The 16,035-nt window shown below is 45.1% G+C and carries 11 protein-coding genes; 4 read left to right on the top strand and 7 right to left on the bottom strand.

Annotated elements, in window-relative coordinates:
* Positions 1 to 83 precede the first annotated feature (83 nt).
* The 3 genes from OGH69_RS14015 to uvrA form a co-directional block, all read right to left on the bottom strand.
* Positions 84 to 2,915, bottom strand: a complete 2,832-nt coding sequence (locus tag OGH69_RS14015; protein WP_265175109.1) for a gluzincin family metallopeptidase — start codon at positions 2,913 to 2,915, stop codon at positions 84 to 86.
* A gap of 240 nt (positions 2,916 to 3,155) precedes the next feature.
* Positions 3,156 to 3,881, bottom strand: coding sequence for an LOG family protein (locus tag OGH69_RS14010; protein WP_265175108.1), 726 nt, complete (start codon positions 3,879 to 3,881; stop codon positions 3,156 to 3,158).
* Between the two features lie 33 nt (positions 3,882 to 3,914).
* Entirely contained in the window at positions 3,915 to 6,752 is a 2,838-nt protein-coding gene (gene uvrA / locus OGH69_RS14005) for an excinuclease ABC subunit UvrA (protein WP_265175107.1), read from the bottom strand.
* A gap of 161 nt (positions 6,753 to 6,913) precedes the next feature.
* Between uvrA and OGH69_RS14000 the strand changes: the two genes are divergently transcribed.
* Both OGH69_RS14000 and OGH69_RS13995 read left to right on the top strand, forming a co-directional pair.
* The gene (locus tag OGH69_RS14000) at positions 6,914 to 7,849 is read left to right on the top strand and encodes a hypothetical protein (protein ID WP_265175106.1); all 936 of its coding nucleotides are present in this window, start codon (positions 6,914 to 6,916) and stop codon (positions 7,847 to 7,849) included.
* A complete protein-coding gene (locus tag OGH69_RS13995; RefSeq protein WP_265175105.1) occupies positions 7,846 to 8,241 on the top strand; it encodes a hypothetical protein in 396 nt (131 codons plus the stop codon). The genes OGH69_RS14000 and OGH69_RS13995 overlap by 4 nt, the downstream gene beginning before the upstream one ends.
* Before the next feature lie 139 nt (positions 8,242 to 8,380).
* On the opposite strand, the gene OGH69_RS13990 is transcribed toward OGH69_RS13995, so the two are convergent.
* From OGH69_RS13990 to cphA, 4 genes are all read right to left on the bottom strand, one after another.
* Positions 8,381 to 9,988, bottom strand: a complete 1,608-nt coding sequence (locus OGH69_RS13990; protein WP_265175104.1) for a class I SAM-dependent methyltransferase — start codon at positions 9,986 to 9,988, stop codon at positions 8,381 to 8,383.
* Between the two features lie 148 nt (positions 9,989 to 10,136).
* Entirely contained in the window at positions 10,137 to 10,601 is a 465-nt protein-coding gene (locus tag OGH69_RS13985) for an acyl-CoA thioesterase (RefSeq protein WP_265175103.1), read from the bottom strand.
* 94 nt (positions 10,602 to 10,695) lie between these two features.
* A complete protein-coding gene (locus tag OGH69_RS13980; RefSeq protein ID WP_265175102.1) occupies positions 10,696 to 11,277 on the bottom strand; it encodes a Crp/Fnr family transcriptional regulator in 582 nt (193 codons plus the stop codon).
* A 57-nt stretch (positions 11,278 to 11,334) separates the two neighbouring features.
* Positions 11,335 to 13,962, bottom strand: a complete 2,628-nt coding sequence (gene cphA / locus OGH69_RS13975) for a cyanophycin synthetase (RefSeq protein ID WP_265175101.1) — start codon at positions 13,960 to 13,962, stop codon at positions 11,335 to 11,337.
* 201 nt (positions 13,963 to 14,163) lie between these two features.
* On the opposite strand from cphA, the gene OGH69_RS13970 reads away from it, so the two are divergent.
* Together OGH69_RS13970 and OGH69_RS13965 are read left to right on the top strand one after the other, a co-directional pair.
* Positions 14,164 to 15,102 (top strand): cyanophycinase, encoded by a 939-nt coding sequence (locus OGH69_RS13970; protein ID WP_265175100.1) that lies wholly within the window; start codon positions 14,164 to 14,166, stop codon positions 15,100 to 15,102.
* An 11-nt stretch (positions 15,103 to 15,113) separates the two neighbouring features.
* Entirely contained in the window at positions 15,114 to 15,956 is an 843-nt protein-coding gene (locus OGH69_RS13965; RefSeq protein ID WP_265175099.1) for an isoaspartyl peptidase/L-asparaginase, read from the top strand.
* The last annotated feature ends 79 nt before the right edge of the window (positions 15,957 to 16,035 follow it).

Below are 16,035 nucleotides of genomic sequence, written 5' to 3'. Positions count from 1 at the left end.
AATTTTAATCAGGAATTCTTTAGGCAGAAGCTTACGACAGACTATGAAGGTAATGAATAGAGGAATTTGAAACTCCAACACCATTAAAACCACTTCCTTGTAAACAGGTTGATAAGCGTACCCGGGCTAATGGTCACTACAAAACGTATTTTTTCGCTATAAGCCTGGTCTTCACCAAAGGCCCACCCGTTTGTGGAATATACCGGGAAATAAAGTTCGAAATAATCAGGTACTAAGTTGAGGCGGATACCGCTGTCGTAAACAAATTGTGCATCGTCAAAATGGTTTTTGAACATCCCTGCATCGCCATATACCTCCACCCAGTTCCAAATATTGAAACTACCATTCACTGTGGTCATCCATTGGTTGGCATAGCGGGTATCCAGTTTCGATTTAAAACCGCCTTCTGCCATAATGAATTGCTGGCTGAACAATCCTGTGGTTTCCGAACGGCCGTAGAAATTGTAGTCAAACATATAATCAGTCGGCCTGTCGAGAGCAAAGCTAAAGAATTCCGATGTGGTGTTGCGGTACAGGAAAGCACCTGCAAACAGCCTCAGGTTAATCTGCCTGTTGTCATTAAAAAGCCTGCGGAACTGTATTTCACCTGACAATTTCCCGAATCGTCCTGCCAATTGTAAATCGGTAAAGAAGTTGTAGTGGCGGGTAATTTCCGACTCAAATTTACTGTAACGCGCGTTGAAAACGGAGTAGTTTTCATTTTGGTCTGAAGTTACCACATATTTGGAGTCTTCCCTGTTCACCAATACCTGGCGGAGTACTATGGTCTGCCTTTTATTCTCTCGGTAGTCGTCTTCACGTATGCGGAATTGGACTGACGGCGTGAACTTGATATATCGTGCATCGGGCGCGTAATGAAAGGTTGAACCGCCTACCGCATAGCGAATGTTGAACAGTTCCTGTTCACGGATATATTGATTGTACATCATCGAGAACGAACCTATCAATTGGCCAGTCTTAAGGGAATATACAGGGTTTAGGTCAAAGATGAACGGCTTGTCCAGCATCGATTTGTTATGGAACCTTAATCCTGGTGACACACCGTCATACAGGTTGAAGATGAAGCTGGGCACATAAAAAAGCTGGTTGTACCTTGGATCTTCAATATCCTGGAATAAAGTAAATTTATAGGGTTTGTCATTGGGCCACAGCCCGCCCAGCTTGCGCCAGTTGTTGCGCCGGTTAAATTCGGGCATCTCATTATTGTAATTGATGGCCAGCCTGTCGGCATCCTGCCTTGCAAAGGTAAATGTACTGTCGGTACTGATGTTTTCAAGCCATTGCTTAAAAACCACATTGCCTTTCTTTATGCCATAAACAGATACAGGCACATTGGTACCCGTTACATTTTTTATGGTCACAGTAACCGAATCTTTTGTTTTGTCCACATCGCCAAACTTATAGTCGATGAGTTTCCGGCTATCTACAACTGTTTTGAAAAACCAGTCGATGTCTTTGTTTGTCTTCGATTTTAATATCGTTTCAAAATCCTTACGGCTTGTTTCCGGTTGGGTGTTGTTCAGCTTATAAAACTCGGCCACCGACTGTTCCACCGCGTTATTGCCAAGATAATCATCCAGGTAGGTAATTCCCAGCCCGGCCTTATACTTTCCGGCAATCTGCTCGTTGAATTTAATGAATGTATTCTTTGGGTCGCCAATAGGCTGGTCGAGGTTCTTGCGAGCCATCAAAAGCCACAGGTAGTTATACTGCTCGTTAAACCCAATATTGAACAGGTTATGTCCCTTCAGTATACCAACATTCGACAGTGTACCCATCATTGTTTGGTCAGGGTGGTACTGTTGCATATACTTTTTCATAAGTTGCATCTGGATGGCGTCATATATCCAGTTGTCTTTTCTGGGATCAAGCCTCAGTGTATTTTTAAGATAAATGTCCAGGTATGTTTTCAGGAAACGCAATTCATATATTGTCGCATCCGGAAAAGGCCTAAGAAAAGACGGTAACTGATTAAGGCCGTAAACCGGATTTCGGTCATATTGCGCCTGTGTTATCAGTATTTTTCCGTGAGGGTAGGGGCCAAGGTTTTCGGCGGTAAATTTTACGATGTCGTTTATCAAAGCGGCACGCTGGATGTCAGGTACACCGTTGTTTTTCAGGTTAGTGCTTACTTCGGCAAGACTGCTGGTGTGTATCTCAAAAGTGTTTTTCTTTTCCAGCGCCAGCATGAACCCCATGCGTGCTTTGCCTATAAAGTAGTATTCCTGCTTGTCGCCTTTTTCTGTTTTGTTGCCTTGGTAGAGCTCACAGGCTACATACGTGCCTTTGGGAACGGTCAGCGTCAGTTCATAATCACAAAGCGAGTTGGCAATGTCGTCAAGGTTCTCGTTGCTGTAGCGGACGAATTTATCGCCTTCCAGTCTTGCAGGTGTCAGGTACCAGTCCTTTAGCATGAAGCTACCGTTATTGTCAAATCCGTATCTGGTAAAACGGTCGTTTGGCACTTTTACAACATATTCTAATGTAAAGCTTACTGTACGCCCCGGATAAATGGGGTTAGCCAGCTGTAATTCGACAAGATCCGGATGGCCCTTGGGCCGTTTCCAGTTAAGGGTTCGGTTGTTATTGTCCGTTACAGAAGTTATAGTAGTACTCCCGCGGTCATCGTCCTTCGCCAGATGGAAAGCACGTATATACTCGTCTGAAAAGCGTTTCGCTAATGGTGTTTCCTTACCCGAATAGGCATTGTTCCAGTCATTTAGGATAAATTCATTTAGCGTATCGGATGATATGTTGTGAAATATGATCTCCTGCCGGACCGTAATTGTTTTGGCTTCAAAGTCCACCTCTGCAAACAGGCGGTTTTGATGCTGGGCATGCAAAAAGCCTGAAAACAGTAGTAAAAGCAATAGGTAAAACTTTGTAAACTTCACTTTATAGATTACGGTATTTGATGCTGCATGGATTTGTTTGGCGTATATAACTTTGTAAAAGATGTAAAATTGTGCGCAGGGTTGCTTTTGATACTGTTAAAGCTCATAACAATGTATGTCTGTGTCATTTGGCTTCGCCGAACCACTGCTTTAGGTTTCTCAGAAAGGAGAAATCTCAGTAAAAACGCTGAGATTTCCCCACTCCGCTGCGCTTCGGTCGAAATGACACAGATACACATATTAGAAGTTCGGGCTCAGGCTGTATTTCTTGTAGAAGGTATCGATAACCTCCAGCACCTCGTCCTCGGTATCTACTATCTTTATCAGCTTCAGGTCGTCCGGGCTGGCGTTATGGTAGCGTTCGATCATTATGGTAGTGATCCAGTCCATCAGGCCGCCCCAAAATTCCCTTCCGACAAGGATGATTGGGAACTTGGCTATCTTTTTGGTCTGGATAAGGGTAATCGCCTCGAACATTTCGTCCAGTGTACCGAAACCGCCCGGCATTACCACAAATCCCTGTGAATATTTCACGAACATTACTTTCCTTACGAAGAAGTAGTCAAAATTCAGGTTTTTGTCATGGTCGATGTACGGGTTGAAATGCTGTTCGAACGGAAGCTCGATGTTAAGCCCTACTGACGGGCCTGCGCCCCGGCTGGCCCCCTTATTACCCGCCTCCATAATACCTGGTCCGCCGCCCGTGATCACGCCGTAACCGGCATTGGCTATTTTTTCTGCAATCTTTTCTGCTAATAGGTAGTATTTATCATCAGGCTTGGTACGTGCTGAACCGAATATCGATACCGACGGCCCAATTTTTGCCATGGTATCAAAACCATTCACGAATTCTGACATGATTTTGAAGATTGCCCATGAGTCGTTACTACGTATCTCATTCCACGGCTTTTGCTTCAGCCCTTCGTGGATCCATTCGTCTTCACTGTTATATTTTTCTTTTGCCATAATTATCGTCTTAAAATTTTAAACAAACGGCGCCTAAGATAGTTCTTTTTTAAGAAAATGCGCCGTATAGCTTTTTTTGTTTTTCGCCACTTCTTCGGGAGTGCCTTTCGCAACCAACTGGCCGCCGCCCTTACCGCCTTCATAACCAATGTCTAAGATATAGTCGGCAAGCTTTATCACGTCCATGTTGTGCTCTATAATGAGTACCGTATTTCCTTTGTCCACCAGCTTGTTGATGACCTCCATAAGCACACGGATGTCCTCAAAGTGCAGTCCGGTTGTTGGCTCATCAAGGATATAAAAGGTGTTGCCGGTATCTTTTTTAGACAACTCCGAAGCCAGTTTTATCCTTTGCGCCTCACCACCCGATAGTGTTGTACTCTGCTGACCCAGCGTGATGTATCCAAGCCCCACGTCCTGTATCGTCTTGATCTTGCGGTATATCTTGGGGATATTCTCGAAGAACGGCACCGCATCGTCCACCGTCATGTCCAGCACATCGCTAATGGACTTTCCTTTGTAGCGTATCTCGAGCGTTTCGCGGTTAAAGCGCTTGCCCTGGCAGGTTTCGCATTCTACATACACATCCGGCAGGAAGTTCATTTCAATAACTCGCAAACCTGATCCTTCACACGTCTCGCAACGGCCACCGCTCACGTTGAAGCTAAACCTGCCCGGCTTGTAGCCGCGTATCATGGCCTCCGGTGTTTGTGTAAACAGCGAACGTATCTCGCTGAACACATCTGTATAGGTGGCAGGGTTGGAGCGCGGCGTGCGTCCGATAGGCGACTGGTCAATGTCAATTACCTTGTCGATATGTTCCAGGCCTTCTATTTTTTTGTAGGGAGCCGGTTTCTTTACACCGTTGAAGAAATGCGCATTAAGTATCGGGTACAGGGTTTCGTTTATCAGGGTCGACTTCCCCGAGCCCGACACGCCCGTTACGCATATCAGCTTGCCCAGCGGCAGCTCTATCGAAACGTTCTTTAGGTTGTTGCCTGTAGCGCCGGTAAGCTTCAGCGTTTTGCCGTTACCATCGCGGCGCTTTTTGGGTACCGCGATCTCTTTTTCTCCATTTAAATAGGCCGCCGTAAGCGTATGTTCTTTCAATAGTTCCGCAGGAGTTCCTTTACTGACGATCTGCCCGCCGAAACGCCCTGCTGCCGGGCCGATGTCTATTACATAATCGGCGCGCTCGATCATGTCTTTGTCGTGTTCAACAACAATAACCGAGTTGCCAATGTCGCGTAATTGCTCCAGCGATTTGATGAGTTTTTCATTATCCCTTTGATGCAATCCGATGCTTGGCTCATCGAGGATGTAGAGTACGCCTACCAACTGTGAGCCTATCTGTGTCGCCAGCCGGATACGCTGTGCCTCGCCGCCCGAAAGGGTGCGCGAACTGCGGTTGAGCGACAGGTAATTAAGCCCCACATCTACCAAAAAGCTAAGGCGTGCCTTTATCTCTTTCACGATCTCCGAAGCGATGGCCCTCTGCTTTTCAGATAAATTCTCATTCAGGTTTTCGAACCATTGGGCAAGGTCGGATATGTCCATAGCCGATAGTTCGGCAATGTTCTGGCCGTTGACCTTGAAGTAGAGCGATTCCTTCTTCAGCCTCGAGCCGTGGCAAACAGGGCATTCCACCTCGTCCATGAATTCCTTGGCCCAACGCTTTATGGAAGCCGAACCGCTTTCGTCGTGCTGATTCTTGATGAAGTTGGAGATGCCTTCAAAGTCGATCTTATATTCGCGGTTCACCCCAAGTGTTTTGGAGGAAACCGTAAACTTTTCCTTGCCGCCATTGAGTATCATTTCCATCGCTTCCGCGGAAATTTTCTCAATGGGGTCGGTTATCTTAAACCCGAATTTTTCCCCGATGGTCTCCAATTGCTTGAATATCCACGAGCTTTTGTATTCGCCCAATGGCGCGAAACCGCCCTGCTTGATGGACAGTTTCGGGTTCGGGATTATTTTTTTAAGGTTGATTTCGTTTATGACACCCAGTCCGTTGCAATGATCGCACGCCCCCTTCGGCGAGTTGAATGAAAAGTTGTTCGGCTCCGGGTTGGGGTAGGAGATGCCCGATGAGGGGCACATAAGGTTACGGCTGTAGTAGCGTGCCTCGCCGCTTTCATGCTCGATCACCATCATCACGTCCTCGCCGTGATACATGGCGGTCTTAATGCTGTTCGCCAGACGGGTGTCGGTTTCGGGAGTCGTGTCTACGGTCATGCGGTCGATCACCGTTTCGATGTCGTGGACCTTGTAGCGGTCCAGTTTCATACCGCTCTCAATGTCTCTTATCTCGCCGTCTACGCGCACCTTTAGGAAGCCCTGCTTGGAGATCTGCTCGAACAGCTCGCGGTAGTGGCCTTTACGCGAACGCACTATAGGTGCCAATATCGTAATGCGCTTACCGTCAAACTTTTCTACGATGAGTTCTTTTATCTGCTCGTCCGTATAGCTCACCATCTTTTCGCCGGTGTTGTAGCTGTAAGCATCGGCGCCACGGGCATATAGGAGGCGCAGGAAGTCGTAGATTTCGGTGATGGTCCCCACGGTCGAGCGCGGGCTCTTGCCTGTCGTTTTCTGCTCGATGGCGATAACGGGGGAGAGGCCGTCGATCTTATCCACATCCGGGCGCTCCAGCCCACCCAGGAACTGGCGTGCATAGGCGGAGAACGTCTCGATGTAGCGGCGCTGCCCTTCGGCATAAATGGTGTCGAACGCAAGCGACGATTTCCCCGAGCCCGAAAGCCCGGTAATGACTACAAGCTTTTCACGCGGAATGGTAACGTCTATGTTCTTGAGGTTGTGGGCACGGGCGCCCAACACTTCTATATTTTCTGAAAAATCGGTATCTGGCATAGCATTTTTGTGCAAACCGCAAAGGTACTGATTTTTGGGGAGAGTTTAGGTGAGGGTGGAGGATAAGGGAATGTTAAATTGAGGATTTTTTATTGATTGTTTTTTTTCACGCTTCCAACCTTTAGCTTTGAAAAGTTATCTTATTTTTGAAACCATATACTATGCCGCACATATTATTAGCAATATCGTTTTTAATTCCGGGTTGTATATCTGCCCAAATAATCATAACACCGGCAGATTTGGAAGTTAATGCCAAAGCTAAATATGTCCATATTACGGATCCATGGATTGATATTGACAGAGACTATACTTTTGATATTGACGGGAAGCTTCTAACTGCTGTAACTATTGAGCATACTGTTATTAACAAAGAGGATATTTATAAAAGGGAAAATATCTATGCAGATGATGTTATAATTATGGAAAAGGTGTATTACGATAATGTATTTACAAATTGTAGAAAGTTCATTTATAAAGATGACAAATTAATTTTAGAGGAGTGGGTCGATCCAATAACAGATTCAGTTTTTTCCACTATTACATATTGTTATGAAGAAGGAAAGTTAAGAACAAAACAATATAAAGTTAATTCAGAAGAGTTTATAAATGAAGAGATTACTTATGATGACAAAAATCATTTAAAGGAAACTAAGAGTTTTTACAATGATGAATTAAGTAATATCGAAAAATGTTATAAAGACAAAGATTATGAAATTGTGGAGAATTATGATGTTCAGAGTGATAGCCTGAGAATGTCATCTACAACGTATTGTTTTTTTGATAATAAATCAAAAGTGATAGAAAGGGGGTGGTATGAAAATTGTCATTATGGTAAATGTGAGTACAGTATCGACACTTTTGAATATCTTGATAAGGTAATAACAAAAGCTTTATATTGGTCATATGGTGAAATAGATTTTGAGCGTTATTTTGATGAAAAAGGGAATATAACAAAAGAGATTAGATATGATAATGGTGGAGAAACTACTATTTTTAAGAATAAATATAATAGTTACGGCGACCTTATAAAGGTTGTGAGAATTAAAGATGGTAAAGTGGTTGGAAAAAAGAAAATAAAGATTAAATATTGGAAATGAATTACAACTACGACACTCCCCAAAACGCCATCTTTTCTTTAGAATCCGCATACAACAATAAAGACATCGAGGGGATAATAAATTCAAAAGACTTCATTGCTGAAGCAAAGATAATTTTAGAAAATGCTTCTTGTGAGTATGACTTGAGTGATAATGAATTGATTTCAGAAACGGCTGAACTTTTAAAACTTACGTTGATTAAATGGTTACAGGAAAATGGTTTTCCTGATTTTACTGATGCAACTGTTGAGTTTTCTGATATATCTGAAACTGATAGCAATCTATTTTATTTGAACGAAAAAATAACTTACCCTGATGGGACTTTTTACTACAACAAAATATTTTTGACTTTTAATGGGGTCGAATGGAAAGTAGCTATTATTGAGGAGTAAAGATTACCGCGCTCCGTTCCTCCGCTCGCAAAGGCCGTTACACTCATGCCGGAGAATTAGTGAAAATTAGTGTAATTCGTGGCTAAGATTTTTAGAGATGTCTCCACTTCGCAAGCTCCGGTCGAAATGACACGTAACCTCACTCCCTCTTCAATAAATTAATACTCACTGTAGCCGTATCCGCATCCGGGAAGCGCCTGAAGATGGTTGGGTCGGGGAAGAGGCCTGCCTCGGCGGCGACCTTGTTGAACACATCTATTTCTACGATGTACTGGTCGGAGAAGCCGTGGGTAGCATCGTAGGCAGTGGCGGGCGTGCGGCCTAGGTTGGCCGCGGTAAGCATGGGGTCGATGGTGTGCAATTCTATTAAAAGCAGGCCGAACTTGCGCACGTATGGCGACCATTTCTGCAAATGCTCCAGCAGGTTATCTTCGACAAGGTTGTTGCTGATACGCCTGCCTCTATAGGCAAATGCCCCGGTCGATTGGCTCACCCTGTCTTTGCTAACGTGTTTCGGATCCTCCCAAATGCGGTTATGGTCCAGGAACGTGCGCACGTTGAGCAAGTCCTTCAGGTCGATGTTGTAATTTTCCATCAGGTCATCCGAAAGCAGGTCCGGGCGGCCAATATCGCCCCAGATCACTTTCGCCCATATATCGGCCTTGATGAGGTTAGCACGCGTTACTTTTAATGCCGCCTGGTTATAATCGGCGCCTACGAGGAAAAGCGGGTACTCATCGAGCATTTTGCCGCGGAGGGTCTGTCTGTCGATCACCTCAAAAATGTGTTGCAGGAAAGCCCCGTTGCCGCATCCCATGTCGAGGATGCCCTTTGGCTGCTGCTCAATAGGCAGGTTGAACAGCCTAACGAGAATTTCATCGATGACTTTAAAGTAGGCATCGTGCGCGCCGCCACTTCCCCATACGTTCATTTCGCGGTCCACGTGTATCTCGTTTTCGCCATCCGCGACCATGCGCAGGGCCGTTGGGTCGCCAAAAATCATTTCCTCTATGCGGGCAAATGTGGGCAGGTAAGAAACCGTAACGCCATAGGCGCTGGCCCTTTTAGCATAGAACAGGCCGGTTTCGGTAAACTGGTAGTTGCCATTCTTCTCTGTAAACCAATCAAGATGCACGAAGAAATCCAGTATCTTTTTAAAATTCTCCGGTGATTTATGGAACTCCTCCGGCCTGAAAGAAGTTTCCATGAAGTATTTGTGGAACATCCCGTTCATCGCCAGCCGCACTATAGTTGGCCCTATGATGTAGCCCTCAACGTGCTTGAGTATCTGTTGCTGTAACCCATTTACAGTCTCATCTTCAGAAGCCTCAATCCCGTAATTCTTTTTATACTTCTCAAAAATGAGGTTAAGCTTTTCGAATGGCGCATCTTCAAACAGCCTGGGGTGGAACTGCGTTGAAAATTGCAGCAGGTCGACCACATCATCATACAAGTAAAATAATGAAAAAGCTGCCTCCGTCTTTTCATTGACCGAAACCGTTATTTCTTCCTTCACATTATCCACTTCATAATCCACAAACCCCTGTGATGCCAGCACCCTCAGGCCGACGTTCAGGTAGCCTTCATTGGATTTGAAAGTAGTAATCAGGTCTGATAACTGTATCTTTTTTTCCTTCAGTATATGATCACAAATGCCTTTATTCTTCAATGCGATGGCAACCGGTGCGACGGCCAAACCGTCAAGATGCCTGAAAATATAACTGCGGAGCTGGGATTTATCAGTCATGAATGTGTTGTTAATGATATTCTCAAAAATAACTAAATAAATTAACAATTCTCAAATTCAAAAATCGTATTTGAATGATTTTTTAAGCTAAAAGCCACGGACTTTTATCGACCGTGGCAAAGATTAAAAAACGGGAGACTAACTAAAACTATCTCCTTAAGGAAGCCAGCCTTTCGCTGATAGCGGTAAATTCCTGCAATGCTTTATCTTCAATAGGGCGGGCGATCTGAGCAAACCAGTCGGGGTGGTTGTCGCGCTTTCCGGTCTGCATGTTGATGTGTATGAATTTCGTCCACAACAATGCCTTCAGTTGCCGTTCCTGCTCATCCCACATGGCCATTTCCACCACCAGGCTATCTTCGGAATATTTAACGAGCGCGCTGTGTATGCATACCAATTCACTGTAATTGGCGGGAGCGAGGTACACGATTTCGTGTTTTGCCACCATCCATCCCGAGCCCTTTTGGTACAAGCTTTCCATAGGTATGCTGTGGAATGCTCGCAGGTGGTCTTCACGGGCATTGAGCATATAATCAATGTAGCGGGAATTATTGAGATGCCTGAAGGAATCGCAATCGCTGAACCTGATCCTGTAAAATGTCTTTAGTTCCATAATCGTTTGATTGTTTTGATGGAACAAAATTCAATTTAAGGCAGGGTTTTTCCTTTGACATTTGTCAAAATCGTTAACCTGTGGCCGGGAATGGCTAAACTTTTGCCCTGATCCTGCTTAGAGTTTCCTGTGTAATGCCGAGATAACTGGATATGTATCCCAAAGGTACCCGTTGCAATAATGAGGGTTGATTTGCCACAAGGTTATTATAGCGTTCCTGTGCGGGGATGAATTGCAGTTCACCAAGGCGGCGGTGTATTTCTACCATTTCCTGTGTGATGAGGTAGCGCCCCAGGCGTTCGATGTCATGAAATTGGTCGTACAGCTTTTCAAGTTCAACATAGGGCAGCGACCATATTACAGAAGGTTCTATCAATTCGATTTGCCGCCCGTCAGGGGTATTGGTAACATATCCGCTCATTGAACAGGTAAACGAATTTTCAGCCCTGAACCTGTCGGTAATTTCCTTACCGTCTTTAAGGTAAAAGGTCCGCGCAAGGCCCCTTTCGATGTAGTATACGCTACGGCAGATATCTCCGCAGGGAACCAGCACATGGCCTTTCGGCAGGCTTTCTTTTTTCAGCAGTGAAAGCAAAGCTTTTCTGCTTTCAGGGGACAGTTTTACAAATGGTGCAATGCTGTCGAAGAAGCTGACAGTCGGGGTAGTTGTTTCCATACCCAAATGTAGTAAAAACTAAAAAGCCGCCCTATTATATATCAGGCGGCCTCTCTTTTATTCACTTAGTATTTCCTCATTTTCACGGTCGAGATATCCCTGTACAATATCAATTGCATTGGTAACGACATCGCTAAGGGCGGTTATGTAACTGCCTTCCTGAGCGTTATCAATGGCATGCTTGAGTGCGTCCGTTTCTTTGGAAATTATCTCAGAGGTAACGTTCCGTCCCGTACGTGCAATGCCTTCCATGATCAGGCCGTTGATGTTTTCATCGGTGCGTCCGCGCAGGTGCTTATCCTGGCGTATGATAATATGGTCAAACATACGCCCGGCAATCTCCGCACACTCCCTGATGTCCTCATCACGCCTGTCGCCAACACCGGCTATGATACCTACTTTGTGCGTGGCCTCAACATTTTGAAGGAATTCCTCAATGGCACGATAACCGGCAGGGTTATGTGCAAAGTCGATAAGAACGCTAAATTTCCTGAAATTGAAGATGTTCATGCGGCCCGGTGTTTGTGCAGCTCCCGGAATAAATGTTTGCAGCGAAAGGCTGATGTCTTCGGTTTTAAAGCCCCAAAGGTAGGAGGCAAGAGTAGCGGCCAAAACATTGGCAATCATGAACCTGGCTTTACCGCCCATAGTTAGCGGGATATGTGAGGCTTTTTCAATGCGTATTTTCCAGCTGCCTTTCTGAATAGTGATGAAGCCATTCTCGTACACTGCAGTGATCCTTCCTTCTTTAGCAAGCTCCTTTATAAATGGATTGTCTTCTTCCATGCTGAAATAAGCCACATTGCAATCCAGTTCCTTAGCAATTTTGATACACTCAGCATCATCACCGTTCAGGATTGCCCAGCCGGTTTTCTTAACACTGCGTACCACTACGCGTTTTACTTTTGAAAGATCATCGAGTGTATGAATGTCGTTCAGGCCAAGATGATCCTCCTGTATATTGGTAATGATACCTATATCACAACGGCTAAAACCAAGCCCGGATCGTAATATTCCGCCCCTTGCTGTTTCCAGTACGGCAAACTCTACTGTTGGGTCCTTCAATATATATTCTGCACTGAAAGGCCCTGTAGTGTCGCCTTTTTCAAGCATATGATTCTGTACATAGATTCCGTCTGATGTGGTAAAACCAACTTTAAAGCCATTATTTTTAACGATATGTGCCAAAAGTCGGGTGGTAGTGGTTTTACCGTTGGTCCCTGTAACTGCAAAAATAGGGATGCGGCTTTCCTTTCCGGGAGGGTAAAGCATGTCAATAACCGGCGAGGCTACGTTGCGGGGCAAACCCTCGCTTGGTGCAAGGTGCATCCGGAAACCAGGTGCGGCATTCACTTCGAGTATAACGCCGCCATTTTCTTTGAGTGGCTGTGTGAGGTTCTCGGCCATGATATCGATGCCGCACACATCCAGCCCGATAACCCTTGATATACGCTCCGCAAGGAAAATGTTCTCGGGGTGCATCATATCGGTAACGTCTACCGATGTACCGCCTGTGCTCAGGTTGGCTGTCGATTTAAGGTATACAATCTCGTCATATCCCGGAACGGTTTCAAGATTGTACCCTTTTTTTTCCAAAAGGTCTGTTGTATCCCTGTCTACTGTTATCTCTGTGAGTACGTTCTCGTGGCCGTAACCCCTGCGGGGATCGGTATTTTCTATATCAATTAGTTCCTGTATGGTGTTTTTTCCATTGCCTTTCACGTGTGCGGGAACCCTTTGTGCGGCGGCAACCACCCTGTTGTCAATAACCAGTACCCGAAAATCGAACCCTGTTATGAATTTTTCTACAATAACACGCTGGCCGTATTTTTGCGCAAATTCAAGTCCCGCTTTGGCATCTTCAATATTTGTGACGTTAATTGAAGCGCCTTTACCATGGTTGCCATCAAGGGGCTTCAGTACTATTGGGTAGCCTATTTTCCTGATGATTTCTTCCAATCCTTCTTCATTACGGCATATACCGCCGCTGGCCACAGGAATTGATGCAGCTTCCAGCATGCGCTTGGTCTCTTCCTTATTGCAGGCAATGTCCACGGCTATATGGCTTGTTTTGTTGGTTATTGTAGCCTGGAAACGCATCTGGTTGATGCCGTAGCCCAACTGTACGAGCGAGTTAGTACCCAGCCTTATCCATGGGATGTCGCGGGCTACAGCCTCTTCTACGATGCTGCCTGTGCTTGGGCCAAGGCGGTCGCGTTCGCGTATCTTGCGCATCTCCTGTATATCTGCATCAATGTCGTATTCAGTACCGGCAATCAGCGCTTCAGCAATCCTTACGGCAGACTCAGCAGCATAAATCCCTACGTTTTCTTCAATATAGCTGAAAACTACATTATACACACCTGGGGTTTTGGTTTCCCGCGTACGGCCAAATCCTGTGTCCATTCCGGCAAGGGTCTGGATTTCGAGTGCGATATGCTCTATCACATGCCCCATCCAGGTGCCCCGTTCAACTCTCATAAAAAATCCTCCCACACATCCTTCAGAGCATCGGTGGGTAATAAGGCTGGGGATCAATGCCTCAATGCGTTCGCGAAAACCGGGTATAAGGTTGGTGGGTGTCTGTTCGGTCTCTTCAAGGTCAAGGCGCATCTGGATTAGTTTTTTTCTGTAAACGCTCCAAATGTTTGGGCCACGCAGGGCCTGTATCTTCAATATTTTCATAAAAGCTGGCGGGTAAATTAAATGTTAATAGGTGTTTTTGGCTAATTTATATCGATTCAATTGCAGATGTCGATTCATCGTGAGAAAATTAATTAAAAATATGATTAAAAATAGATGTTTGATTATTTTTTTTGTAAATTTCTTCTAACGTATGTTTGAGGTTAAAGGATATATTATTTTAATTTTAATTATTTTTGGCCCATGAATGTACAGGGAAAACTTATAATTATAGGAGGAGCCGTTGATAAAGGGAGCTTTACGGAATCTTCATTTGATAACAATGTAGCCAACAATCTTAATTTTTTTGAAACCGGCATATTAAGGCGAATTATCCGCGAATCAAAACATGGCGAGGAATCGCGCATTGAAGTTATTACTACAGCATCAGTAATACCGCGTGAAGTAGGGCCCGAATATGTAAAGGCTTTTGAATATTTAAAAGCAACCAGCGTTGGGTTAATGCATATTGAGAAAAGGGAACAGTGTTCTGACCAGGAAGTGCTCGCCCGCATCCAGGCTGCCGATGTGGTAATGTTTACCGGTGGTGACCAATTAAGACTTACCTCCATATTGGGTGGAACCAAACTTCACGACATTATACTTGATAAATTCCAAAATGAGGAATTTATATATGCAGGCACATCTGCCGGGGCAGCGGCGGCATCAAACAATATGATCTACCAGGGCAGCAGCCATGAAGCTTTACTTAAAGGAGAAGTTAAGATAACAAGTGGCCTTAGCCTGATACAGAATGTTATAATTGATACGCATTTTGTCCATAGGGGCCGAATTGGAAGGCTTTTTCAGGCTGTAGTCGGCAACCCACGAGTGCTTGGCATAGGTCTTGGTGAAGATACAGGATTACTCATCACAAATGACGGGAAGATGGAAGCCATTGGTTCGGGACTGGTAATATTGGTTGACGGACGAAACATAAAGGATACTAACCTTACCCAGGTAGAACTGGGCAGGCCAATATCTATTAACGGGCTTACGGTGCATGTCATGAGCATGTATGACATATATGATCTGAATACACACTCACTTGAAATTCATAATTCCCAGTATTCTTCGGCGCTGGTTATTCCTGTTGAAGCAGATGATGACCTGGCCCAACCTGACAGGATCGATACTGAATAAAAATTAATTACATGAAAGTAATCATCCACGGCGGATTTTTCAGCGAGTCGCATACCGATGCAACTACCAAGCTGGCGAAGCAGGAGGCAATGAGCGCCATTGCAAAAGCTTCTTTTGAATACCTGAAGGAGCATACTGCCATGGAGACGGTGGCCTATGCTGTGACCCTGCTGGAAGATGATACTCTTTTTAACGCCGGTAGCGGTTCGCAGATACAAAGTGATGGAAAAATCCGCATGAGCGCTGCCCTGATGGACGGGACAACCCAAAAGATGAGTGGTGTCATCAATATTGAGGAAGTAAAAAATCCCATACAGGTGGCGGTAAAACTCATGACTTTTGACGACCGTGTCCTTGGCGGTGGTGGCGCTACCAATTTTGCACGCTACAATGGCTTTGAGGCTTATTCTACAGAAACGCCACAACGCCGTGCAGAGTATGAAGCCAAACTGGAATCGAAAGGTTTGGGTACTGTAGGTTGTGTAGCCCTGGATGCTGCGGGCAATATCGCTGTAGCAACCTCTACTGGCGGTAAGGGCTTTGAGATTCCCGGACGTATATCCGACTCCGCTACTGTAGCCGGAAATTATGCTAATGAATTTTGTGGCGTGAGTTGCACCGGAGTGGGAGAGGACATTGTAAGCAATGCCACTGCTGCAAAAATTGTAACCCGTGTTACCGATGGCATGCCATTAAAAGAGGCTTTCGCCAAAACGTTTGAAGAGCTAAAGCCATACGATGGTTTTTGCGGTGCCATTGCTATTGACCGTAACGGGAATATATACCACCAGGACTCACATCCAAGCATGGTTTTTGCAAGCTGTGATGGGGCAGGGGTGGAGGTTTTTAAGTAATTTCTGGAAAATCAGCTGCCATGGCTAAAATCTGGCGATAAAAAGAATTTATAAAACAAAAAATCCCGCCGGAGCGGGA

This window comes from Flavobacterium sp. MFBS3-15 (assembly GCF_026107645.2).
Classification (GTDB): domain Bacteria; phylum Bacteroidota; class Bacteroidia; order Flavobacteriales; family Flavobacteriaceae; genus Flavobacterium.
The sequence above is the reverse complement of the archived record's forward strand: the minus strand, read 5'-3'. Positions and strand labels throughout refer to the sequence as shown.

Bases quoted from the DNA above. Each gene is read 5' to 3' on its own strand.
- OGH69_RS14010 (WP_265175108.1), bottom strand. From the start codon at position 3,881: ATGGCAAAAGAAAAATATAACAGTGAAGACGAATGGATCCACGAAGGG.
- uvrA (WP_265175107.1), bottom strand. From the start codon at position 6,752: ATGCCAGATACCGATTTTTCAGAAAATATAGAAGTGTTGGGCGCCCGT.
- OGH69_RS14000 (WP_265175106.1), top strand. From the start codon at position 6,914: ATGCCGCACATATTATTAGCAATATCGTTTTTAATTCCGGGTTGTATA.
- OGH69_RS13995 (WP_265175105.1), top strand. From the start codon at position 7,846: ATGAATTACAACTACGACACTCCCCAAAACGCCATCTTTTCTTTAGAA.
- OGH69_RS13990 (WP_265175104.1), bottom strand. From the start codon at position 9,988: ATGACTGATAAATCCCAGCTCCGCAGTTATATTTTCAGGCATCTTGAC.
- OGH69_RS13985 (WP_265175103.1), bottom strand. From the start codon at position 10,601: ATGGAACTAAAGACATTTTACAGGATCAGGTTCAGCGATTGCGATTCC.
- OGH69_RS13980 (WP_265175102.1), bottom strand. From the start codon at position 11,277: ATGGAAACAACTACCCCGACTGTCAGCTTCTTCGACAGCATTGCACCA.
- cphA (WP_265175101.1), bottom strand. From the start codon at position 13,962: ATGAAAATATTGAAGATACAGGCCCTGCGTGGCCCAAACATTTGGAGC.
- OGH69_RS13970 (WP_265175100.1), top strand. From the start codon at position 14,164: ATGAATGTACAGGGAAAACTTATAATTATAGGAGGAGCCGTTGATAAA.
- OGH69_RS13965 (WP_265175099.1), top strand. From the start codon at position 15,114: ATGAAAGTAATCATCCACGGCGGATTTTTCAGCGAGTCGCATACCGAT.